The organism is Sphingomonas abietis, from assembly GCF_027625475.1.
Classification (GTDB): domain Bacteria; phylum Pseudomonadota; class Alphaproteobacteria; order Sphingomonadales; family Sphingomonadaceae; genus Solisphingomonas; species Solisphingomonas abietis.
Map to the genome: position 1 here is coordinate 2450443 of NZ_CP115174.1, position 21559 is coordinate 2472001.

The window sequence follows — 21559 nt, forward strand, 5'->3', positions numbered from 1 at the left end:
ATACAGGTGGGCAGTCGTTTTTTCGCCGGGGGAAAATGAGCGACCGTTCGCGCGATTTTACGGTGCTGGCAGTGTCGTCCGGTGGGGGTCATTGGGAGGAACTGTTGCTGTTGCGCCCGGCCTTTTCCGGCTTCAATCTGGTGTTTGCGACCACCAACGCGGAACTCGCCGAACGCGATCACATCGACCGCTTCCTCTTTCTTCCCGATGCCAATCGGGATGAGATATGGCGTTCTGTCCTGTGCTTTTTCGCGTCGATCCGGCTGATTATGCGTCTGCGCCCCAATGTCGTGATCACGACAGGCGCACTGCCGGGGTTGTTCTGCCTTATCGCTGCGCGGCTCACCCGCGCACATACTGTGTGGATCGACAGTATCGCCAATTCGGACAAACCGTCCTTGAGCGGCAGGGTTGCGCGCCCCTTCGCCCATGAATGGTTCACGCAATGGGCGCATCTGGCCACGCGAAGCCGGCGCTATGACGGGGCGCTGCTGTGATCCTGCTCACGGTCGGGACGCAATTGCCGTTCGACCGCCTCGTCACGATCGTTGACAGTCTCGCGCCGAGCCTACCCGAACGGGTTTTCGCGCAGATCGGGCATGGACATTACCGGCCTGAGCATATGGATTGGTGTCCCTTTGTCGGCCCGATCGAGTTCGAGCGACGCATCGAGGAATGCAGTTATCTGATCTCCCACGCCGGCGTCGGCACCTTGGTCATGGCCCAGAAACACGGCAAGCCGGTGATCTTGTTCCCGCGCCGCGCCGCGCTGAAAGAACATCGCAACGACCATCAACTCGCAACGGTTCGCGGGCTCGAAGGCCGACCAGGCGTTCAGATCGCCTATGACAAGGACGATCTGGCGAGGTTCATCGCTCAACCCAAACCCACGCCCGAGCGGCAGGACATCCTGCCGGAGCGCGATCGCCTGCGCCGCACGGTGGCAGACTTGATCGGCGCCGAACATCGGCGGCTGGCGGGATCGTAACCGGCCGACCGCCCCGCCCCCTCATTGGATTCCGGCCTCGCTCTTCAAGGCAGGTTTTGACATCGCCCCGTCTCGGACCCATCCATCCCCGAAATAGCCGCAGGCGACCGACATGAGCGACAAAAAGGCATTGCTGCTCGTGACCCACGTGCCGATCCGGAACGGGCCGCGAGGTCTCCAGATCGACGACCAGACGGCGGAGGGCATCGCGCAATGGTGCCGGCATTTCGATCGCGTAACCTATTATGGCATCGCGGATCCGTCGGGCGCCGCCGCTACGAGCTCGTCGTGGGTCGACACCGCCGATCGCTTCGCGGGGCGCGCCGACATCATCGCCCTTCCCCGCGCCTATCGGGTCGGTGCGATGCTGCGAGAATATGGGCGAGTTCGCAAGACGTTGCGCGAAGCCGTCGCCCAGCACGAACATCTGTGCTTTACCTTTGGTGGCATCATCGGCGACTGGCCGGCGCTCGCGGCACGAGAAGCGATCCGGCAAGATCGCCGATATGGTGCGTGGATCGACCGGGTCGAGGTCCCCATCATCCGCAACCGAATGGCTGGCGCTTCGCAAGGTCGGCGGCTCGCGGCTGCGATCGCGGCACCTCTGGGCGAGCACTATACGCGCCATCTTATCCGGCACAGCGCAGTGGCTCTGCTTCAAGGCGGCGACACGTTCCAACATTATGCGCGCTGGGCCTCTGCTCCCCACTGCACCTATGACACCCATACCCGCATTCACGACCGGATCGATGCCGCCACCGTCTCGGCCAAGCAAGCACGCCTTGTTGCCGGTGAACCTCTCCGGATCGTCTATGCCGGCCGCGCCGCCCCGATGAAAGGAACGGGCGACTGGCTGGATACGCTCGCCCTTCTTCACGCGCAGCAAATACCCTTTCGCGCCACCTGGATCGGGGATGGCCCCGATCTGGCGACGATGCGCGGACGGGTCGCGAGTGCCAGGCTGACCGGCCTGGTCGATCTTCCTGGCTTCGAGGGCGACCGCGATATTCTGCTCGACCGGATGCGGCAGAGCGACATGCTGCTCTTCTGCCACAAGACCCCGGAATCCGCGCGCTGCCTGATCGAAGCCCTCGTGTCAGGCTGTCCGCTCGTCGGCTATCGGTCGGCCTATGCGTATGGATTGGTCGCCACCCATGGCGGCGGAGCCTTCACTCCCCTGGACGATCCGAACGCCCTTGCCGTGCAGGTGGCAGAACTTCATCGCGATCGTGCCGGCTTCGCCAGGTTGATCGGCGATGCCGCAGCCAGCGGACGGCTCTATGACGAAGACGGCGTATACGCACACCGCGCCGAACTGATGCGTCGCGCCTAAGCTCGAGGGCCTGAGGCGGTGTCCCCTGCCGCTACGGCGTCCTTCACCGTGACCTCAGGCCGATGCCTTTGCAAACCGCCGAGCCAGCGGCGTACCGGCCGGTCGTAAAGCATGTCGACGAACTGGCAGAAGCAGAGCAGCAGGACCAGGAACGCCAGTCCGATCAACGAGGCCGATCGGCCCAGGACGTCCGCCGGCACAAATGCGTCGAGGAGATCGTGGCATGGCGTGTGGAGGACGTAGAGCGCGTAGGACAGGGTTCCGCCGAGAGCGAACAGGGTATTGATCCGCGTCGAGAAAGTGAGCGGCAACGCACAGCAGACGAGCAGCGGGAAGAGCAGCATCGCGCAGAGCAGATCGTAGAACGGATCCAGGCGTGGACCGGGGGCGATGCTCAGCGCCGCCCCGACCAGCAGCAGGATGCCCAGCGCCGTCGGCCAGCGTGGCAGCCGGGCGGTGAACCCTCCGGTCCACGATGACGTCCTGAAGATCAACACGCCTGCGAAAAAGGAAAAGCAGGTCCGCACCAGGCCGAACGGCATTTGCCGCGGCCGCCAGCCCAGATCGAGCGTGTGCATCAACATGCTGGAGAGGATCATGGCAGCGCCCGAAAGGGCCAGGATGATCGCGATCCGCCGATTGGTGAGCTGGCGGACGATCAGCGCATAGCCAAAATTGACGAGCAGCTCGAAGAAGAGCGACCAGGATGGCGCATTCAAGGGAAAGAGCAGCAGGTTCGGATCTCCCGCCACCGTCACCGACCAGAAGCGTGGGATCATCAGCGCGCCGGCCACGACGGCGAGTGGCAGGCCCATGCCATCAAGGCGATGGCCGGGGGCGATGAGCGCCGCGACGACCCCCATCGCCAGTCCCAGCAGGTAAAGCGGATATAACCGGACCAGCCGGACCCGCGCGAACGAGCGGAGATCCATCACACCTAATAACCGATGCTCATAGGCGTTGGCGACCACGACGCCGCTCAGCACGAAGAACATATCCACCGCCAGATAGCCCTTGGCCAGATGAAAACCGAACAGCTCTGGCGCATGGAATAGGACGACGGCGACGGCGGCGATCCAGCGAATGGCGTCGAGCAGCGGGAAGAAACCCCGGTCATGTCCTGTCTTCGTCAATACGCCCCCCTGCTGCCGCTCATCCTGCATCATCGCGCCATCGATCGACGCAGTTCGCTCGCATCACATAGGCGACATGCCTGCCCAGGGCACGCCAAAGCCCGCGCCGGCCCGTATCGCCAGCCATGCCGCCAGCACCAGCAGGAAGCCGAGCGTAAAAGCCGCATCCTGGCCGACGAAGCTGTTCGGCAGCTTCCGCTGCGCGATCCTGAGCACCCCATATCGCGCGAGTTCGCTCGCCGGCAGGGCGATCACGGCGCCCGGCAGGCCGAACAGAGCATAGCCCAGCGGCAGCACCGCCGCCATCACCAGCAGACGGATCACATTGGCGAAGCTGACGCTGCGCGGTTTTCCCTGGCCGAACATCGTGGCTTCGCCGAGCCATGCGAGCACCGCGATCCAGCTACTGGCGAGCAACACGAACAGGATCCAGCCCGCCTGCCGATAGCGAGGGTCGTAGAGCAGATCCACCACCCAGTCGGACCAGGCCATGACCGTGGCGATGCCGAACAGGAACAGCAGCAGGACATTGCGGCGTGCCCGCGCCAATTCGATCCTGACCAGGGGATCGGCAGCGATCCGGTCACGGGCCACGACGGGAAAGAGGATCTGCATCGCCAGGCGCGATGCCAGTGCGGACGGCACATCGGACAATGCCCTGGCCAGCCCGTAAATCCCCAGCACGGCCAGGCTCGCGATATGGCCAATCAACAGGCGATCGGCATAGACCGCGCCGAACAGCATCAGTGACGACAGCATCACCCATTTGCTGAAACCGAAGATCATCCGCCCAAAAGCGCGATCCACGCACAGGCGATGGCGCTGGTGCGGCAACGCGTAGCTCGCCGCCGATCGCAGCGCGATCGTTCCCAATATGCCCAGGATCGGCGCCCAGACATCGTGCAGCCACAGCACCAGTGCGATGTTGATGCCGAACCCGATCAGCTCGACCGAGAGCTCGAACAGGTTCTTCGACTTGATCTCGAAATGCCGGGCGAGGCTGAAGACCGAGGTCGAGGCCAGCGAGTTCAGGAAAGGCGCCGCGCTGATCGCGATCAGGACGGCGGTTTCGACGTGGTAAAAACGCGATACGGCGTAGGCCGCGAAGACGCTCACCATCGCGATCCCGGCGCCGCGCAGGAGTTGCAGCGTCCAGACGGTGTTCAGGAAACGCTCTTCATCCCCGTGGGGACTGTGGATGACATTCTGTTCCATGCCCATGTCGGTGAGCAACTCGGCGCCCGTGCGGATCGCCTGTGCGATCACCACCACGCCCAAGATATCCGGCGCCAGCAGATGCGACAGGACGACGCTCGTGAGGAAGCGGATGCCGGTCGAGACCGCATATCCCCCGATCGTCCACCAGCTTCGGGCGTTGATAGAGGCGCTCATTCCACCCACGCGGCTGGCACATTCGATCCCCGGAAAACGCGCGACGCTGCCATACCGCTATTGTGCAAAGGCAGACTGGGCAAAGGCAGGCAGGCTACATCGTCATGCTCGCGCCGGACAAGGCGAATGACGGCCATCCGGCGCACGGCCCTTATTTCATGACGACCTGCCAGCGGTTGACACGCAATTGTCCAAACCCCTGCACGGCTTCCGCGCCGAACGCCAGGCCGGGGAAGATATCGTCCCCACCGACCACGCCTTTGCTCCGCAACCACCGCAGCGCATGCAGCATATCCAGGCCGCCCGACGGAATATCCCGATAGCCGTCCGGTGCGAACATGCAAAAGGTGCCGCCCTTCCGAACCGTCCAGTGACGGCCACGATCATCGACATAATGGCCCACCAGCGGCACGCTTTCGAAGAAGCGACGGGTATTATCGGGAACATGCAGGAAGAAGCCGATTTCGACCTTGTGCGCGGTCACCGGAACCGTCGGCGGGTCGATATAGAATTCGGTCAATACATTGCCATCGCCGAACCGATTGGACATCGACCAATCGAAGCTCTGCGCCAGCGCCTTCAGATCCTTCACCTTGATGGGAACCACCGGCTGTTCGGGGCTGCTGCCATCATAATTTCCATAGCTCAGCGCGTCATAGGCCCAGACGCCGACATCGTTGCGCGGCGGGAACGGCGGCCAGCGCCAGGAAATCAGCGTGTTGGCCGGGAAATGCTTGAAATCGACGATCGCCGAATCCGCATTTCGGCTCCACATCCGGGTCGGGGCATAGCTTTCCCCGCCCCACGGCTGGACGTAAAGATAATATTGGCCCTTGGTAAATGGCGTTTTCGGAGGAACCTTCATCTGCCCCACACCGGCAGATGGCGTCGTACCCCAGAGCATTGCGGCGACCACGATCACGGCCGCCAATATCATGGCCGCACCTATCCGCAATATCCGCAACATTGATCTCCCGCCCTGTCGGGTCCGCCATAGCAATCATTCCGCACCTGCGAAACCATCGTTCGGATCGATAATCCCATCGGCGTGGTCGAATGGCGCCTCATGCCCCGCCCGCTCTTGTCCATCCGGGCGAGGCTGGCTAACGACGACGGCACGGTTCATAATTGTCGCTCAAACCATGAAGGCACTGTCCTGAAAGCCCTTCGGAACTTGTTCGGTCGCTCCGCGTCGCCCGCTACGGCAGTTGGCGATCGCGTCTACGCGATCGGCGACGTCCACGGCCGGGCCGATCTGCTCGAGCAGATGCTGGCGGCGATCGGCCAACATTCGGCCAAGCTTTCCGCGGCGCAGCGATTGCACATCATCTTCATCGGCGACATCATCGATCGCGGCCCGGATTCGCGGAAGGCTCTGGAGATACTCGACGAAGCCCGGCATCGGATGCCGGAGTTGCTGGTCCTGCTCGGCAATCACGAAGAGATGCTGCTGCGCGCACTCGCCGGAGACGAGTCAACAATCCGCGGCTGGATGCGCGTGGGTGGCGCGGAGACGGTGAAGAGCTTCGGCCTGGAACCGCTTCTCGAAGGCGAGGATGCGGTGCCCTGGGTCGCAGCCCTCCGCCGCGCCGTCCCCACGGCATGGGCAGAATGGATCGCCACCTGGCCGTTGACCGCGCGCTCCGGTGATTATCTCTTCGTCCATGCCGGCGTGCGGCCCGGCGTGCCGCTGAAGCGCCAGGTGCGGCCGCATTTCCTGTGGGGCCACGAAGCCTTTCTGGAAGACACGCGCGATCACGGCGCCGTGATCGTCCATGGCCATACAATCTTTCCTGAAGTCGACATCCGCCGAAACCGCATCGGCATCGACACCGGCGCCTATGGATCGAACCGGCTGAGCGCGATCTGCCTCGACGGCACGGACCAGACGGTGATAACGGTCAGCGGCGATTAGCGCTCAAACCGGTTCAAGTCGTACCGGATCATGGGGGGTCGCGACGAAGATCGTCTCGCCACGTTCCAGCCCGTAGCGGCTCACTTCCGGCTCCTCTGCCACATAGATCTCGTGGTCGAGGCCCGCGCGCGTCAATCGATCGAGAAAGTCGCGGCCATAGAGCCGCAGATGATCGTCCTTGTTGAAATGCAGATCCCGCTTCGCCTTCGTCACGATCGACGGGTCTTCATAGGTATGCGCCCACGCATCCACCAACGGCACCGTAAAGATGGTGCGGCCGCCCGGCTTGAGCACGCGCGCGATTTCGGCCAGCGCCTTATGGTCGTCGACCACATGCTCCAGCACATTGTGATGGATCACCGTGTCGAAGCTGTGGGCGGGAAACGGGATCGCCTGCATGTCGACCTGCATCTCGCCCTTGCGCGGAGCATAAGCGGCGCGGACATAGCGGCCGCCCGTGGCGTTGATCCGCTGCCGGTATCGCTGATCGAAACAGGCCTCCGGTGCGAAGTGCAGAACCTGCGCGCCATCGATCCAATCGGGATGACGACCGACCAGCAGTTCATGCTGGCGATGGCGCCCCACGGAACCGCATCGCGGGCACTCTCCGTCGAACACCATCGGCTGGCGCCCTTTGGCCCAGAAGTGACCCTGATAACCGCAGATCGGGCAGTCGCGGGGGTAGCGGCCCCGCACATCACGAAAGGCCTGGGCGCCGCGCTTCAAGAGCACATATTGGTCGGTGATCTTCCGTGGCAGCAGTGACTTCACCCAGCGCCGCACCCTCGCACTGTTCATCGATTCCCGTCCGTCCCTATCGAACGACGTGCATGGCCGATTTTTCCGGGCAAGTCATCGCGACATTCCACCGCGCGTTGCCGAAGGCGATGCCTCGTTGCTATGACATTGACGATGATGATGGTCGCCTTGCCCCCGACGGTGACGAGTGTCGGAGAGGCACCGGCCTCGAACAATCCCGATATCGTCGTGCGCGCCGTGCGCGGGCGATGCGAGATCGTCTACGCAGGTTCGACGCTGGACGGGCGCGGCCAACGGAAACTCGCGGGTGGCTGGCCTGCGGGCAAGCCGCTGCGGGTTCTCGAACCCCGTGGCGCCGATCGCCGATGCCTCGTCAAGATCACCTTGAGCCTCGCCGAACTCGGCTTCAACGATCTCGTCTTCGTTGATGCTCCGACACCGCCCTGAGACGCCATCTGCTCGACACTTGCGACGAAATGAAATCTCCGACTGCCCAGCCGGGTGATCGGCCTCGCCCGGCATCGTCGCCCCATGCTAGAGGCAGGAACATGAAGCGTCTGTTCGTTGCGTGCATGGCCACCATTCTCCTTCTGGCGGCCGGGATCGTCATCTGGGGCCATCTCAATTCCCGTCAGGCTCCGCTCGTCCATCGGGCGCGGATCGCATTGCCGAATTGGCCGCAGGGTGCGGCGCCGGTGCAGGTGCTGCTGATGAGCGACATCCATCTCGGCAATTGGAGCATGGACGTCTCGCGCCTGAACCGCATCGTGGATGCGGCCAACGCCCTTCATCCCGATCTCGTCCTCATCGCCGGCGATTTTCTGGCGGGCTACGATAACAGTCCCGAACGCGCGGGTCGGCTGGTCCTGCCGCTGTCGCGCCTTCATGCCCCTCTCGGCGTCATAGCGGCGATCGGCAACCATGATCGCAGCGGCGATCCGGCAGTCGTGCCGCAGGCATTGACGCGGGCCGGCCTGACCGTCCTGCTCGATCAGGCCGTCCGCCGCGGCCCGCTGGCGATCGGCGGCGCCGTCAACGGCTATGACGCCGCCCATCTGGTCGCGACGGCAGAGCAATTGCGTCTCGTCGGCGGCGCCCCCGTGCTGATCGCGCACGAGCCCGACGATGCCGCCAAACGCCCGCTGGACATGCCCTTGATGCTGGTCGGCCATACCCATTGCGGGCAGGTCGTGCTGCCGCTGATCGGGCCGCTGACGCCCGGCATCGTCAAGGATCAGCGGTACATGTGCGGCGCCGTCCGCGACGCGCCGGGGATGACCATCGTCACGGGTGGGCTGGGCACCAGCGACGCGCCGTTCCGCTTCGGCGCCGCGCCCGACATGTGGCTTCTCACCCTCGGCCCGTCTCTCGCGAAACGAAGCTAGCGGCGGCGCTACTGCGCGGACGCCCCTGTTACCGTCGCGGCGTTGGGCGTAGCGCTCTCGGAAACGTCGTCGGCGCCCCGCTCTCCGCCGACCAGCGGATCGAGCGGCCCACCCTTAGCAAGCACCATGCCGAGCGCCAGCGATGGCTCGCGAGACCGCGACATCCGCGTGCGGATGGCGGAGGCGATGATCATCGGAATGGCCCAGAACGGCCCGAACAGCAGCAACAGCAGCCTCAGGCACAATTTTCCGGCAGCAGCCGCCAGATCGGCCAATCCTCCGAGGAAATGAGCGATTTTCGACGCGGCTTTGCGCAATAATCCGGGGCCGGCATCCTCGGCTTTCTCTTTCGCTACGCGGGGCGCCTTGGCCGGGCGGATCTTTTTATCGGGCCGGACTTTTTTGGCGACGGCGCGGGCCGGTTCTTCGGCCGATATCCGAACGCCGGACGGGGCAATCTCGCTGTGCGTGGCGGCGAGGGCGGCGGGGGCGTCAGGCGTCTCCGGCCTGGCCCCGACATCGACAACCCTGTCCGCCCCCGCGACGGACGCGTGGCGTGGGGCCTTCCTGGGGCTGCCTTGCTCCACTGCCCTGGTCAGGATGATGTCACAGAGATCGGGCTGGTCGACGGCATAGACCAGAACGCCGCGCATCTTCATCCGCGACACCGCCGCCGGATCGTCGACGACGATCGCCAGCACGGCCTTCGAGCCCTCCGACACGATCCGCGCGCCCGCGCGCTCCAGCAGACGCCGCTGCTCGTCCGCGACCGGTCCTTCGCCCAGGAGGACCACCGGACGGCCACGGAGCCGCATGGTAAATGTCAGGCTATTACGATCGTCCACAATGCTTGCGCAAAGCCCCCCGGCATCGCTCGGCGACACCGCAGAGCAGGACCGAGTGTGGCGCACGCGACGCCGATCGGCAAGCCGGTCTGGCCCGGACGTCGAACGAGATCGATGGGGCAACCATTACACGAGGCAAGCGCCCGCCTCGTCCCCGCGACGCAACATAGCCCCTGTAAACGCGCACGGCCCCATGCTAGGCGAGCCCGCAAATCTCCTCAAAACTGCGGCCGGCAAGGGAAAACGAGCGGTTATGCGCATCACCATGATCGGCACAGGCTATGTCGGCCTCGTCTCCGGCGCCTGTTTCTCGGATTTCGGCCATGAGGTGATCTGCGTCGACAAGGATGCCAGCAAGATCGAGGCGCTCGAGCGCAATGTGATGCCGATCTTCGAGCCGGGGCTGGATGCTCTGGTCGACACCAATGTGAGGGCCGGCCGGCTGTCCTTCACCACCGATCTGGTTCAGGGTGTCAAAGGCGCGGACGCGGTGTTCATCGCCGTCGGCACGCCGTCGCGGCGGGGCGATGGCCATGCCGATCTCTCCTACGTGTTCGCCGCCGTCCGCGAGGTGGCCGAGGCGCTGGACGGCCCGGCCGTCATCATCACCAAGTCGACCGTGCCGGTCGGCACCGGCGACGAGGTCGAGCGGATCGTCGCCGAGGTGGCGCCGAACAAGGGCATCACCGTCGCCTCCAATCCCGAATTCCTGCGCGAAGGCGCCGCGATCGATGATTTCAAGCGGCCCGATCGGGTCGTCTGCGGCACCGACGACGAGGGCGCGCGCGCGGTGCTGTCGGGCATCTACCGGCCGCTTTCGCTCAACCAGTCGGCACCCGTGATGTTCACCGGCCGCCGCACCGCCGAGCTGATCAAATACGCCGCCAATGCCTTCCTCGCGACCAAGATCACCTTCATCAACGAGATCGCCGATCTGTGTGAGGTGGTCGGTGCCGACGTGCAGGAGGTGTCGCGCGGCATCGGGCTCGACAACCGCATCGGCCGCAAGTTCCTCCATGCCGGCCCCGGCTATGGCGGCTCCTGCTTCCCCAAGGATACGCTGGCGCTGCTCAAGACCGCCGACGACCATGAAAGCCCGCTGCGGATCGTCGCGGCCACCATCGCCGCGAACGATACGCGCAAGCGCGCGATGGGCCGCAAGGTGATCAAGGCGGTGGGTGGCGACGTGCGCGGCAAGACGATCGGCGTGCTCGGCCTCACCTTCAAGCCCAACACCGACGACATGCGCGATTCGCCCGCCATCGCGGTGATCCAGACGCTTCAGGATGCCGGCGCCAGGATCCGGGCGTTCGATCCGGAAGGCCATGAGCAGGCCAAGAAGGTGCTGACCGACGTGGACTTCATGGCCGGCGCCTATGATGTCGCGGACGGGGCGGATGCGCTCGTTCTCGTCACCGAGTGGGATGCCTTCCGGGCGCTCAACCTGAAGCGTATCGCCGGGATGCTGAAATCGCCGATCCTGGTCGATCTCCGCAACATCTATCCGCCGCAGGACGTGATCGATGCCGGGCTCCAATATACCGGCGTCGGCAAGCCCGCTTTCCTCTGACCGGCCGGCCTCTGCCCGGCCGGGCTTCCATCACGTCGCGGCGGCGATGGCCAAGCGCGCGCCCTGCCACCGCCGCCGCCAGCGGAATTGAGCCTGGGCCGGCGATCAGCGATCGCCGCGCCGCGCCTCCAGCCCTTTCTCCCATGCCAGCGCATGCGACACGATGGTATCGAGCCGGGCATAGCGCGGCTGCCAGCCGAACGTCTCGACGATGGCGTCATTCGCCGCCACCAGCGAGTCCGGATCGCCGGCGCGGCGTCCTTCCATCCGGCGCGCGATGGGCAGGCCGCTGATCGCCTCCACCGCGTCCAGCACTTCCAGCACCGAGAAGCCGCGGCCATAGCCGCAGTTCAGCGTCAGGCTGCGCTCGGGCTCCGCGATCAGCGCCTCGAGCGCCAGCACATGCGCGGCGGCGAGATCGGAGACATGGATATAGTCGCGCACGCCGGTGCCGTCCGGCGTCGCGAAATCACTGCCGAACACCGAGACATGGCTGCGCTTGCCGAGCGCGGCTTCTGTCGCGACCTTGATGAGATGCGTCGCGCCCTCGGTCGCCTGCCCGGCGCGCCCTTCGGGATCGGCGCCGGCGACGTTGAAATAGCGCAGCGCGCAATAGTTGATCGGATGCGCCGCGGCGGTGTCCTTCAGCATGATCTCGGTCATCAGCTTGGACATGCCATAGGGGTTGATCGGGATCGTCGGCGTGTCCTCCCGCACCGGGCTCACCGCAGGCACGCCATAGGTCGCCGCGGTGGACGAGAAGATCAGGTGCTTCACGCCGCCCGCCACCGCCTGCTCGATCAGGGTGCGGCTGTTGGCGGTGTTGTTGCCATAATATTTGAGCGGGTTGGATACCGACTCCGGCACCACCACCGACCCGGCGAAGTGCATGATCGCGCCGATGCCGAGCCCGGCGATGGTCCGCGCCAGGAAATCCGCATCGCCGATATCGCCTTCGACGAAGCTGGCGCGCGGATCGACCGCCCAGCGGAAGCCGGTGACGAGATTGTCGAGCACCACCACCGGCCAGCCGGCATCGGCCAGCGCCAGCACCGCATGGCTGCCGATATAGCCGGCACCGCCGGTGACGAGGACGGGAAAGGGCTTGGTCGTCATCGCGTCATTGTCCCTTCAGATAGCGATCGAACCACTCGATGATCCGATGCTGAAGATCGGCGACATGAGCGGGATCGCGGAAGCCATGGCCTTCGTCCGGATAGATGACGAGGCTGGTCGGCACGTCATGCGCCTTGAGCGCATTCCAATATTCGACCGACTGGGTCGGCGGCACCTCGATATCGCGCTCGCCGACCGCGATCAGCGTCGGCGTCTTCGCCTTGGCGATGAACTGGATCGCGGAGGCATCCCAATATACCTTGGGATCGTCGTACATCGTCTTGCCGAAGAACGGGATCATCCAGGTGTTGATGCCGTTGGTGCCGTAATAGCTGATCCAGTTGGATAGCCCGGCGCCCGCGTAGATCGCCTTGAACCGGCTGGTCTGGGTGTTGGTCCACATCGCCATGAACCCGCCATAACTGTGGCCCATCAGGCCCAGCCGATTGTCGTCGATCGGCGCGACCGCTTCGGCCGCATCGATACCGGCAAGGATATCCTTCAGATCGCCGCCGCCGAAATCGCGCTTGTTGGCGGCGGTGAACGCCTCGCCCTGCCCGTAGCTGCCGCGCGGATTGGGCAGGAACAGCCAGTAGCCGGCGCGGATCAGCGCGGCATTGTCCTTCTGCCAGACGAAGCCCGGCGTGGTCGCCGCCGACGGCCCGCCATGGACGACCGTGATCATCGGCGCCTTGCCGGCGGGAGCGTGGGTGAGGCGCGGGGCGAGCAGCCAGCCCTGTACGTCGTGGCCGCCGCTCTTCCAGGTGATGCTCTGCGCCTGAACGATGGCGGGATAGGCGTTGTTGTCGCTGGTGATCTGCGCCGGATGCGACACCGGCCCGGCGAAGATCGCGGGGCCATGCTCGAAATCCTGCGCGACCATCGCCATCGTGCCGCTGCGCGCAAACGCCACCCTGGCCCCTTCCGCCGCGATGCCGGCCTTGGCCGTCCACAGCGGCTCGGAGGCGCCCTTGGCCGGGTCGATCGGCACCACCGCCGCCTGATCGCCGAGCAGCGCGGTCCCGCGCAGGCCGCCTTCCCCCCAGGTCAGCGACGTAAAGGTGCCGCGATAGCCCGGCGTGACATCGGTCGCCGCCCCACCCGCGAACGGCACCGTCCAGACATCGCCGCCGACCGAGCCGAAATCGCTCATCAGCCCGCCGATGAAGGCGACCGTCTTTCCATCCGGCGACACGCGCGGAAAATTCACCTGCGTGGCGGGCGCCGTGATGGTACGCACCGCGCCGGTGGCCGCGTCGATCGCATCGATCGTCGCCACCCACCAATTGGCATCGCCATCGCCCTTCGCCGTCGTGGCGACGAAGCCCTGGCCGTCCGGCCTCCAGTCATATTCATAGACGAAGCGATCGGCCGGCGAGACGGTGCGCAGCGCGCCGCCGCCGGCCGGCACGATCGCGATCCGCTTCTCGTCGCTGGTCTCGCCGATCTCGCCGACCTGGCGGACGCCCGCCTGGGTCGCGCCGGTCTCCTTGCGGGCGCCGATCGTCACCAGCAGCGCGATCGATTGACCGTCCGGCGACCAGCGCGGGCTGGCCGCCAGGCCGTTGACCGTGGCGAGGCGCCGGGCACCCCGCGCGCCCTGCACCATCAGCGCGGAGGTGCCCGCCTTGCGATCACGCGCCACGAAGGTCAGCTGCCCATCAGGCCCGTAGGCAAGGCTGGAATAATTGCAGGTCTTGCAGGGATCGATCCGCGCCAGGATATGGCCGTCGGCGGTCGCGCGCACGACGATCACGCCGCGCGAGGCGCTTGAGGCATCCGGTTCGTCGGCGCTGTCCACCGTGGCGACCCGGTCGCCCGCCGGCGCGATCACCAGACCGTCGAAGGAATGGAGCGGTTGCGCCGCTGCCGACGAAGCGAGCGTCATGGCAATCACCGAAGCATAGCTGATCCGCACCGAATGTCCCTTGTTCATCGTCTTGTCCGTGGGGCACGCGATAGCACGTGCGGCACCGCGCGCAACGCGAGAAGCTGTTCTTCCAGCCACTTGCGCTGACCGGGCGGCGCCAGCACAAACCCATGCAGGATGAGGAGAGAGAGTCGATATGACCGACAGCCGTGGCGCGCAGCATCAGCGTTCGCTGGACGAACCCGACAGCTTCTGGCTGGAGCAGGCCGATCGGCTCGACTGGATCGAGACACCGACCCGCGCCGGCGACTGGTCGTTCGAGGAACAAGACTTCCATATCCGCTGGTTCGAGGATGGCGTCCTCAACGTCTCGGCCAATTGCATCGATCGCCATCTCGCCAGTCGCGGCGATACGATTGCCATCATCTGGGAGCCTGACGATCCCCAGGCCGAACCGCTGCGCTTCACCTATCGCGAGCTTCATGCCGAGGTCTGCCGCTTCGCCAATGTGCTGAAGGCGGAAGGGGTGAAGAAGGGCGATCGCGTCACCGTCTATATGCCGATGATCCCGGAGGCCGCCTTCGCGCTGCTCGCCTGCGCGCGGATCGGGGCGATCCATTCGGTCGTGTTCGGCGGCTTCTCCGCCGACGCGCTGGCCGGGCGCATGGCGGATTGCGGCAGCGCCTTCGTCATCACCGCCGACGAAGGCCGGCGCGGCGGCAAGCGCGTGCCGTTGAAGGCCTGCATCGACGAGGCGGCCGGCATCTTCCCCGGCATCGAAAAGGTTCTGGTCGTCCGCGCCACCGGCGGCGCGGTGACCATGCAGCCCGGCCGCGACATCTGGTATCACGAGGCCGCCGCCGGTGTGTCCGCGGATTGCCCGCCCGAGCCGATGAAGGCCGAAGACCCGCTCTTCATCCTCTACACCTCGGGTTCGACCGGCAAGCCCAAGGGCGTCGTCCACACCAGCGGCGGCTATCTGCTGTGGGCGTCGCTGACCTTCGCCACCACCTTCGGTTATCGGGCGCCCGAGGTGTTCTGGTGTACCGCCGATATCGGCTGGGTGACCGGGCACAGCTATATCGTCTATGGTCCGCTCGCCTGCGGGGCGACCACGCTGATGTTCGAGGGCGTGCCGAACTGGCCGACGCCGGCCCGCATCTGGCAGGTGGTGGATCGTCATCGGGTCGCGACGCTCTACACCGCACCGACCGCGCTGCGCTCGCTGATGAAGGAGGGCGACGATCCGGTGAAGGCGACGTCGCGCGACAGCCTCCGCCTGCTCGGCACCGTCGGCGAACCGATCAACCCCGAGGCGTGGCGCTGGTATCATGACGTCGTCGGCGACGGCCGCAGCCCGATCGTCGATACCTGGTGGCAGACCGAGACCGGCGGCCACATGATCACCCCCTTCCCCGACACCCCGACCAAGCCGGGATCGGCGACCTTGCCCTTCTATGGCGTCGAACCCCGGCTGCTCGACGGCGATGGCCATGAGTTGCATGGTGCGACCGAGGGCAACCTCGTGATCGCACGGGCATGGCCGGGCATGATGCGCGGCGTGTGGGGCGACGAGCAGCGTTTCTTCGATACCTATTTCCGCACCTTCCCCGGTGTCTACACCACGGGCGACGGCGCGCGGCGGGATGAGGACGGCTATTACTGGATCACCGGCCGCGTCGACGACGTGATCAACGTCTCCGGCCATCGCATGGGCACCGCGGAAGTGGAAAGCGCGCTGGTTCTCCATCATGATGTGGCGGAAGCCGCCGTCGTCGGCATGCCGCATGATGTAAAGGGTCAGGGCATCTATGCCTATGTGACGCTCAATTCGGGGATCGAACCGAACGATGCGCTGCGCAAGGCGCTGCGAGACTGGGTGCGCCGTGAAATCGGGCCGATCGCGACGCCCGACGCCGTCCAGTTCGCACCGGGTCTGCCCAAGACCCGTTCCGGCAAGATCATGCGCCGCATCCTCCGCAAGATCGCCGAGGGGGAGATCGCCGCGCTCGGCGACACCTCGACGCTCGCCGATCCGGCGGTGGTGGACGATCTCGTGAAAAACCGGGTGGGTTGAGCCGCAAACCACCCGCCGGTGCCGTCTTGCCATGATCCGGCGCCACCGCGATGATATGCCAAACAACGTGAAAGGCAGTGCATAGAGATGCGGATATTGATCGTCGGATGGGGCGCCCTCGCCGCCCTTTCGCTGGGCGCCGGGCCTGCGCTGGCGACCCATCACGGGAAGACCCATCATGCCAAGGCGCCAGCACATCATGCCGCTGCGGCCACGCATGGCTCTCATCATGGCAAGGCGAGCCGGAAGGCGACCACCCACAAGCCTGCGCTCGCGAAATCGGCTGCGTCCTCGGGCGCCACCACCGTGCCGAGCGGCGGTATCAAGCTCTTCTGCGGCCCCGGCAAGGGTCCGTTGATGGTCCGCAAGATGACCCAGGGCAGCGGCACGACCGTCACGGTGATCTGCCGATAGGAAATAGCGCGCCGCCGCGGCACGCCGATGCCGTTTGGCGAATGGACGGCATCGGCTCGACTGATCCGCGATGGGACAGGTGCCGCAGAGCGAGGGGAGCCGGTTCGATCCGCTTACGTTAGCACGCCATAGTCTCGTAGCATGGCGTAAGATGTATGGCGGATTTGCCGGTTTCCTGGATGTATCTCCTGTTCGTGGGCGGGTTCGCCATCTGCGGCGTGCAGGCCCTGTTGCGGGGGGACGCACCATGGACGCTTGCCCTGGGCATCGCCGTGCTGCTGTCGGCGGAGCGTGCCGGCATATCGCCGGCGATAGTGGCGTGGGGCATCGCCGGCTGGTTATTCTGTGCCGCCTTCCTGCTTCTCGTCCTGCTCGCGCGGATCTGGGACATACGGTTTTTGTCGGCTTTGAGCCTGATCGTCGGCGCGGCGCTGCTGACCGTTCCCGCCAGCGCGAGGAGCCGGCTCGCCGACGCATCGCTGCACGCCCCACCCGCAACCGCCGTGGCCTTCGAGTCGATCTTGCGGACGATGGTCGGCTTCCGATAGGGCCGCACAGGATGACGCGAGGTGCGGCGATGCGGACATGGCAAAACATCCCCGGCCGGATCGGGGATATCCATCGGCGAATCCGCTACCGTATCTGGTGGAGATGGTGGGCGTTCCGGATCGGCTCCGATGCGCTGGACGCATCCGGATATCCCCGCCCCGATGGGCCGAACGCCGCGCCGATCAGCCCCGATCCCGCGCGATTAGCGGACCAGTAGTCTTTGGCCTATACAGCAGGGCGTCCGTCTCGGAGGTCTGCTGTGTATCGCCCGCTTCTTGCCATCGTGCTTCTGCTGCCGGTCGCGGCCCAGGCCCAGGACGCCCCGGCGTCCGCCCCCACATCGGCGGTGGCACCGCGACAGATGCCGACCTATCAGGATAATGACGCCCAATGGCGCGGCGGAACGTCCGAAACCTATGGCACGGCCGACCTTCATCATCATGTCGACCAGACCCCGGCTCCGCCGCCGGTCCCGCAGGGTTATGGCTATGATCCTTATGGCGGCGGCTATGGCGGATCGGGCAACGAAGCCGGATCGCGGGCGGCGCCTGCCGATGGCGGGAAAAGCGCCAGACCTTATGCCCGTCAGGATCAGGTCGATCAGGGCAGCCCGAACGATGCCGCGCACCGTGCCGATCGTGCCCGTACTGCCGCTCTCAACCGCCAGATCCGGTCCGGCTACAACAACGTACCGCGCGCATCGAGCGGCGGCAGCTATGCGGCCGACCATGCCCGCTATCAGGCCGAACTCGCCCGCCACGCCCAAGACATGGCCCGATATCAGGACCGGCAGGCCGATTATGCCCAGCGCATCGCCGATTGGCAGGCGCGGACCTATGCCTGCGAACAGGGCGATGCGAGCGCCTGCGACGCGACGCGGTAAACACCCCTGCTGGTGATCAGGCCGTGATGCCGAAGCCCTTGGCGCGCTCGGGCAGCTTCGGCGCGAGCCGGATCGCGGCATCGATATCCGCCTTGCCGCCGGTGGCATCCCCGGTTCGCAGCTTGGCGATGCCGCGCCCATAAAGCGCCCATGCCATCCGGGGCGCATGGACGAGCCCGGCATCATAATCCTTGATCGCCCTGGCGAAATTGCCCTGTCGCAATGCGACGAGGCCACGGGTTGCAAGGAACTCGGGCACACCAGGGCGCGCCCGCAGCGCCGCGTTGCAATCCGCCATCGCGCTCGACAGATCCTGCCCGAGCAGCGCCCGCGATCGGCAGCGGCCGTTCAGGGCTTCCGGCCGGCGCTGATCGTCCGGATGCGCCTTGATCCACAGGGCGAACTGGGCGAGCGCCCTATCCGGCAGATCGATCTCATCGTAGAGCCACGCGATCGCGAGCCGTTCGTCCGCCGCCACCGGCAGGACATGGGCAGCGGCATCGAGATCGCTGGCCGCGTCGCCTGCGATACGCCCCTGACGAACCTTAAGCCCGGCCCGCAGCATCAAGGCAGGCACGTCGGTCAGCGACAGGGTGAGCGCCCGATCGAGATCGGCGCGGGCCTTCGCGGGCTGGTCCGCCTGCAGATAGGCCGTCGCCCGCTGGACGAGATAGCGTGGTTCGCTCGGCGCCAGATCGATCGCCCGGCCATAATCCGAGAGCGCCGCGGCGATATCATGCTGCGCCAGCGATACCGCGCCGCGCCGGCCGAAGCCTTCCGCATCGGTGGGCGTTGCCGCCATAGAATCCGGAGACGTCACGGTATCGCCCTGGCCGTCTTCATGCCGGGCCGTCAGATTGAACACCGGCCCGCCTTCATAACTGAGGAACAGGCGATGCTGGCTGTTCGAGACATAGACGCGGTGGGCGATGAAGAAATCCGCGCCCACCAGCATATCGGTGTCGGATTCGAGCTTGCCGATGCGGATACGCGACTTGCGAATCTCCTCGTCGCCGACCTTGAAACTGTCCACCGGCGCGATCCAGGTGCGGACGAGATTGCGGCCGGCACCGCCCATCATCCCGCCCGGCCGCACGCCGGGACTGTCGGGCCTGATCCCCGCCCGCGCCGCGGCATCGAGCGAGAGGATCGACACCGCCGCCCCGGTGTCGAAGGTGGCATGGACCTTGACGTTGTTGACCAGGACGGTGCCAACGGTGTGGGGGTTGGCCGGATTGCGCGCCGCGATCTCGACGACCGAATAGGGCTTGCCGTCCGTCCAATAGGCCATTCCAAGATCGCCGCAATTTTTGGCCTTCATCAGGCGGATCATGCCATGCGGCAGGTCATATTCGACGTCGCCGGCGGCGCCCCATATATTCTGCCCGAGCACGCCGGCGCCGCTTCCAACTTCGCTGCCGCCGACGATGAACTGGACGTTCGGGATATCGAGACCGGCAAGCGTGAAGCGCTTCACCTTGGTCAGCGAGATCGCGACATCGCCGTTGATCCCGCGCATCGTCACCCCCAGCGTACTGCCGACCGGAAGCCCCAAGCTGGCGGCGCTGCCCGGCGAGATGACGCTGAAGAAAGCGCCGCTGTCCGCAAGAAAGCGGGCGCTGGTGCCGTTGATCCCGACGCTCACCATCGGCCGGAGATCGTCCATCGTGACGGGCAGGTCGGCGACCTCGCCGATCGAGCATTTCACGGCTGCCGCAGCGGGATTCGCGACGACAGCGGGCACGACGAGCAGCACCCCGATCCAGGCCAGATAATGCACGGTCCCTCCGCTCTCTTCGAAGCGGAGGCAACCATAGTCCGCTGGCGCGCTCGCCGACCAGCGATATCCTATTTGAGGAGGACGAGCTCCTCCGCCATCGTCGGGTGCAGCGCCACGGTGTCGTCGAACTGCGCCTTGGTGAGCCCCGCCTTCACCGCGACCGCCGCCGCCTGGAGGATTTCCGGGGCATCCGGCCCGATCATGTGGAGGCCGAGCACCCGGCCGGTCGTATCGTCCACCACCATCTTGTAGAGCGACCGCTCGTTGCGGTTGGCCAGCACATTCTTCATCGGCCGAAAGTCCGACGAATAGACCTTCACGGTGCCATATTTGTTCTTCGCCTGCGCCTCGGTGAGGCCGACGGCGGCGATCGGCGGGTGGCTGAACACCGCCGACGGGATGCAGTCATAATCGACCCGGCGCGGATTGTTGCCGAACTGGGTATCGGCGAAGGCATGGCCCTCGCGGATTGCGACCGGCGTCAGCTGAACCCGATCGGTGACGTCGCCGACCGCGAAGATCGACGGCACCGCCGTGCGACTGTCCTCATCGACCTTGACCGCACCCTGCTCGCTGACCTCGACACCCAGCGCCTCCAGGCCCAGCCCCTCGCTGTTGGGACGGCGGCCGGTGGCGAACATCAGGCAATCGGCAACGATCGGCTCATGGCCTGCGGCATGGATGAGCAGCGTGCCATCCGCCTGCTTCTCCACCTTCTCGAAGGCGGCATTGAAGCGGAAATCGATCCCCTTCTTGATCGAGATCTGGAGCAACCGGTCGCGCACGCTCTCGTCATAGTGGCGCAGGATGTCGCCACCGCGGTTCACCACCGTCACATGCGCGCCGAACTCGTTGAAGATGCCGGCGAACTCGTTGGCGATATAGCCGCCGCCGCCGATCACGATCCGCTTCGGTATCGCGTCCAGATGAAAGGCCTCGTTCGAGGTGATGCCATATTCCGCGCCTTCACAGACCGGGATCGACGGACGCGCGCCGGTGGCGATCAGGATGATCCGCGCGGTCTTGCGCGTGCCGTCCGCCAGCTCGACCTCATGCGGCCCGACCACGGTGGCGCGCTGCCGGAAGGTCTCGACACCATGGCTGTCGAGCGTGTTCTGGTAGAGCCCCTCCAGCCGGTCGACATCGGCCAGCACATTGTCGCGCAGCACCGCCCAGTCGAAGTCGCAATCGGGCACCTGCCAGCCGAAACGCTTGGCGTCCTTCAGATCCTCGGCGAAATGGGCACCGTAGATCAGCAGCTTCTTGGGCACGCAGCCGCGGATCACGCAGGTGCCGCCGATCCGATACTCCTCGGCCATCGCCACTCTGGCGCCATGGGCGGCCGAAATCCGGGCCGCCCGCACGCCGCCGGAGCCACCGCCGATCACGAACAGGTCGAAATCATGATCGGACATGGAAGCTCCTTGGGACTGCGGGAATGAGCGCGATGTAGCGATCATGACCGCGTCCGCCAACGGCTTGTACCGATCACAGACATCGAACAGACAGCGATCCGTCTCCGAGGCCCTCTACACCGCTTGACCTCGGCG

The 21559-nt window shown here is 65.6% G+C and carries 20 protein-coding genes; 11 read left to right on the plus strand and 9 right to left on the minus strand.

From position 1 onward, the window contains the following. The first annotated feature begins 35 nt into the window (after window positions 1-35). The 3 genes from PBT88_RS11585 to PBT88_RS11595 all read left to right on the plus strand — a co-directional run bounded on the left by PBT88_RS11585 (window position 36) and on the right by PBT88_RS11595 (window position 2321). A complete protein-coding gene (locus tag PBT88_RS11585) occupies window positions 36-497 on the plus strand; it encodes a glycosyltransferase family protein (protein WP_270075504.1) in 462 nt (153 codons plus the stop codon). After that, window positions 494-988, plus strand: a complete 495-nt coding sequence (locus tag PBT88_RS11590; protein WP_270075505.1) for a glycosyltransferase — start codon at window positions 494-496, stop codon at window positions 986-988. The genes PBT88_RS11585 and PBT88_RS11590 overlap by 4 nt, the downstream gene beginning before the upstream one ends. Window positions 989-1352: 364 nt before the next feature. Then, entirely contained in the window at window positions 1353-2321 is a 969-nt protein-coding gene (locus PBT88_RS11595) for a glycosyltransferase (RefSeq protein ID WP_270075506.1), read from the plus strand. Here PBT88_RS11595 and PBT88_RS11600 read toward each other — a convergent pair. From PBT88_RS11600 to PBT88_RS11610, 3 genes are all read right to left on the minus strand, one after another. Then, window positions 2318-3454: an acyltransferase family protein gene (locus PBT88_RS11600; RefSeq protein WP_270075507.1), complete on the minus strand. Its 1137-nt coding sequence runs from the start codon at window positions 3452-3454 to the stop codon at window positions 2318-2320. The genes PBT88_RS11595 and PBT88_RS11600 overlap by 4 nt on opposite strands. Window positions 3455-3517: 63 nt before the next feature. Further along, a complete protein-coding gene (locus tag PBT88_RS11605) occupies window positions 3518-4846 on the minus strand; it encodes an oligosaccharide flippase family protein (protein WP_270075508.1) in 1329 nt (442 codons plus the stop codon). Window positions 4847-4997: 151 nt separating this feature from the next. Further along, complete coding sequence (locus PBT88_RS11610) at window positions 4998-5783, minus strand: hypothetical protein (RefSeq protein ID WP_270075509.1); 786 nt, start codon at window positions 5781-5783, stop codon at window positions 4998-5000. 237 nt (window positions 5784-6020) lie between these two features. On the opposite strand from PBT88_RS11610, the gene PBT88_RS11615 reads away from it, so the two are divergent. Further along, on the plus strand, window positions 6021-6761 hold the full coding sequence (locus PBT88_RS11615) for a metallophosphoesterase family protein (protein ID WP_270075510.1): 741 nt from the start codon (window positions 6021-6023) through the stop codon (window positions 6759-6761). Window positions 6762-6764: 3 nt separating this feature from the next. On the opposite strand, the gene PBT88_RS11620 is transcribed toward PBT88_RS11615, so the two are convergent. Further along, window positions 6765-7559, minus strand: a complete 795-nt coding sequence (locus tag PBT88_RS11620; protein WP_270075511.1) for a class I SAM-dependent methyltransferase — start codon at window positions 7557-7559, stop codon at window positions 6765-6767. Window positions 7560-7661: 102 nt separating this feature from the next. Between PBT88_RS11620 and PBT88_RS11625 the strand changes: the two genes are divergently transcribed. Further along, a complete protein-coding gene (locus PBT88_RS11625; RefSeq protein ID WP_270075512.1) occupies window positions 7662-7967 on the plus strand; it encodes a hypothetical protein in 306 nt (101 codons plus the stop codon). A gap of 101 nt (window positions 7968-8068) precedes the next feature. Then, the gene (locus PBT88_RS11630) at window positions 8069-8905 is read left to right on the plus strand and encodes a metallophosphoesterase (RefSeq protein ID WP_270075513.1); all 837 of its coding nucleotides are present in this window, start codon (window positions 8069-8071) and stop codon (window positions 8903-8905) included. Between the two features lie 8 nt (window positions 8906-8913). Here PBT88_RS11630 and PBT88_RS11635 read toward each other — a convergent pair whose 3' ends face one another. After that, window positions 8914-9750, minus strand: coding sequence for an NAD(P)-dependent oxidoreductase (locus PBT88_RS11635; protein ID WP_326521538.1), 837 nt, complete (start codon window positions 9748-9750; stop codon window positions 8914-8916). Window positions 9751-10003: 253 nt separating this feature from the next. Here PBT88_RS11635 and PBT88_RS11640 point away from each other — a divergent pair, with 253 nt between their 5' ends. Continuing rightward, window positions 10004-11320, plus strand: a complete 1317-nt coding sequence (locus tag PBT88_RS11640) for a UDP-glucose dehydrogenase family protein (protein WP_270075514.1) — start codon at window positions 10004-10006, stop codon at window positions 11318-11320. 105 nt (window positions 11321-11425) lie between these two features. Here the strand turns inward: PBT88_RS11640 and galE are convergent, their stop codons facing one another. Both galE and PBT88_RS11650 read right to left on the minus strand, forming a co-directional pair. Then, window positions 11426-12436: a UDP-glucose 4-epimerase GalE gene (gene galE, locus PBT88_RS11645; RefSeq protein WP_270075515.1), complete on the minus strand. Its 1011-nt coding sequence runs from the start codon at window positions 12434-12436 to the stop codon at window positions 11426-11428. 4 nt (window positions 12437-12440) lie between these two features. Further along, window positions 12441-14372 carry a S9 family peptidase gene (locus PBT88_RS11650; RefSeq protein WP_270075516.1) on the minus strand — a complete coding sequence of 644 codons (1932 nt, stop codon included), beginning with the start codon at window positions 14370-14372 and terminating at the stop codon, window positions 12441-12443. 130 nt (window positions 14373-14502) lie between these two features. Here PBT88_RS11650 and acs point away from each other — a divergent pair, with 130 nt between their 5' ends. The 4 genes from acs to PBT88_RS11670 all read left to right on the plus strand — a co-directional run bounded on the left by acs (window position 14503) and on the right by PBT88_RS11670 (window position 18229). Beyond that, window positions 14503-16383 carry an acetate--CoA ligase gene (acs, locus tag PBT88_RS11655; protein WP_270075517.1) on the plus strand — a complete coding sequence of 627 codons (1881 nt, stop codon included), beginning with the start codon at window positions 14503-14505 and terminating at the stop codon, window positions 16381-16383. An 87-nt stretch (window positions 16384-16470) separates the two neighbouring features. Beyond that, window positions 16471-16797, plus strand: a complete 327-nt coding sequence (locus tag PBT88_RS11660) for a hypothetical protein (protein ID WP_270075518.1) — start codon at window positions 16471-16473, stop codon at window positions 16795-16797. Between the two features lie 155 nt (window positions 16798-16952). Beyond that, window positions 16953-17345 carry a hypothetical protein gene (locus tag PBT88_RS11665; protein ID WP_270075519.1) on the plus strand — a complete coding sequence of 131 codons (393 nt, stop codon included), beginning with the start codon at window positions 16953-16955 and terminating at the stop codon, window positions 17343-17345. Between the two features lie 260 nt (window positions 17346-17605). Further along, entirely contained in the window at window positions 17606-18229 is a 624-nt protein-coding gene (locus PBT88_RS11670) for a hypothetical protein (protein ID WP_270075520.1), read from the plus strand. A 16-nt stretch (window positions 18230-18245) separates the two neighbouring features. Here PBT88_RS11670 and PBT88_RS11675 read toward each other — a convergent pair whose 3' ends face one another. Then, on the minus strand, window positions 18246-20009 hold the full coding sequence (locus tag PBT88_RS11675; RefSeq protein ID WP_270075521.1) for a retroviral-like aspartic protease family protein: 1764 nt from the start codon (window positions 20007-20009) through the stop codon (window positions 18246-18248). Between the two features lie 68 nt (window positions 20010-20077). Further along, window positions 20078-21424: a glutathione-disulfide reductase gene (gene gor / locus PBT88_RS11680; RefSeq protein ID WP_270075522.1), complete on the minus strand. Its 1347-nt coding sequence runs from the start codon at window positions 21422-21424 to the stop codon at window positions 20078-20080. Window positions 21425-21559: the final 135 nt, after the last annotated feature.

Bases quoted from the DNA above. Each gene is read 5' to 3' on its own strand.
- galE (WP_270075515.1), bottom strand. From the start codon at position 12,436: ATGACGACCAAGCCCTTTCCCGTCCTCGTCACCGGCGGTGCCGGCTAT.
- gor (WP_270075522.1), bottom strand. From the start codon at position 21,424: ATGTCCGATCATGATTTCGACCTGTTCGTGATCGGCGGTGGCTCCGGC.
- PBT88_RS11610 (WP_270075509.1), bottom strand. From the start codon at position 5,783: ATGATATTGGCGGCCGTGATCGTGGTCGCCGCAATGCTCTGGGGTACG.
- PBT88_RS11605 (WP_270075508.1), bottom strand. From the start codon at position 4,846: ATGAGCGCCTCTATCAACGCCCGAAGCTGGTGGACGATCGGGGGATAT.
- PBT88_RS11665 (WP_270075519.1), top strand. From the start codon at position 16,953: ATGGCGGATTTGCCGGTTTCCTGGATGTATCTCCTGTTCGTGGGCGGG.
- PBT88_RS11595 (WP_270075506.1), top strand. From the start codon at position 1,353: ATGCTGCGAGAATATGGGCGAGTTCGCAAGACGTTGCGCGAAGCCGTC.
- PBT88_RS11660 (WP_270075518.1), top strand. From the start codon at position 16,471: ATGCGGATATTGATCGTCGGATGGGGCGCCCTCGCCGCCCTTTCGCTG.
- PBT88_RS11640 (WP_270075514.1), top strand. From the start codon at position 10,004: ATGCGCATCACCATGATCGGCACAGGCTATGTCGGCCTCGTCTCCGGC.
- PBT88_RS11625 (WP_270075512.1), top strand. From the start codon at position 7,662: ATGACATTGACGATGATGATGGTCGCCTTGCCCCCGACGGTGACGAGT.
- PBT88_RS11585 (WP_270075504.1), top strand. From the start codon at position 36: ATGAGCGACCGTTCGCGCGATTTTACGGTGCTGGCAGTGTCGTCCGGT.
- PBT88_RS11630 (WP_270075513.1), top strand. From the start codon at position 8,069: ATGAAGCGTCTGTTCGTTGCGTGCATGGCCACCATTCTCCTTCTGGCG.
- PBT88_RS11620 (WP_270075511.1), bottom strand. From the start codon at position 7,559: ATGAACAGTGCGAGGGTGCGGCGCTGGGTGAAGTCACTGCTGCCACGG.
- acs (WP_270075517.1), top strand. From the start codon at position 14,503: ATGACCGACAGCCGTGGCGCGCAGCATCAGCGTTCGCTGGACGAACCC.
- PBT88_RS11650 (WP_270075516.1), bottom strand. From the start codon at position 14,372: ATGAACAAGGGACATTCGGTGCGGATCAGCTATGCTTCGGTGATTGCC.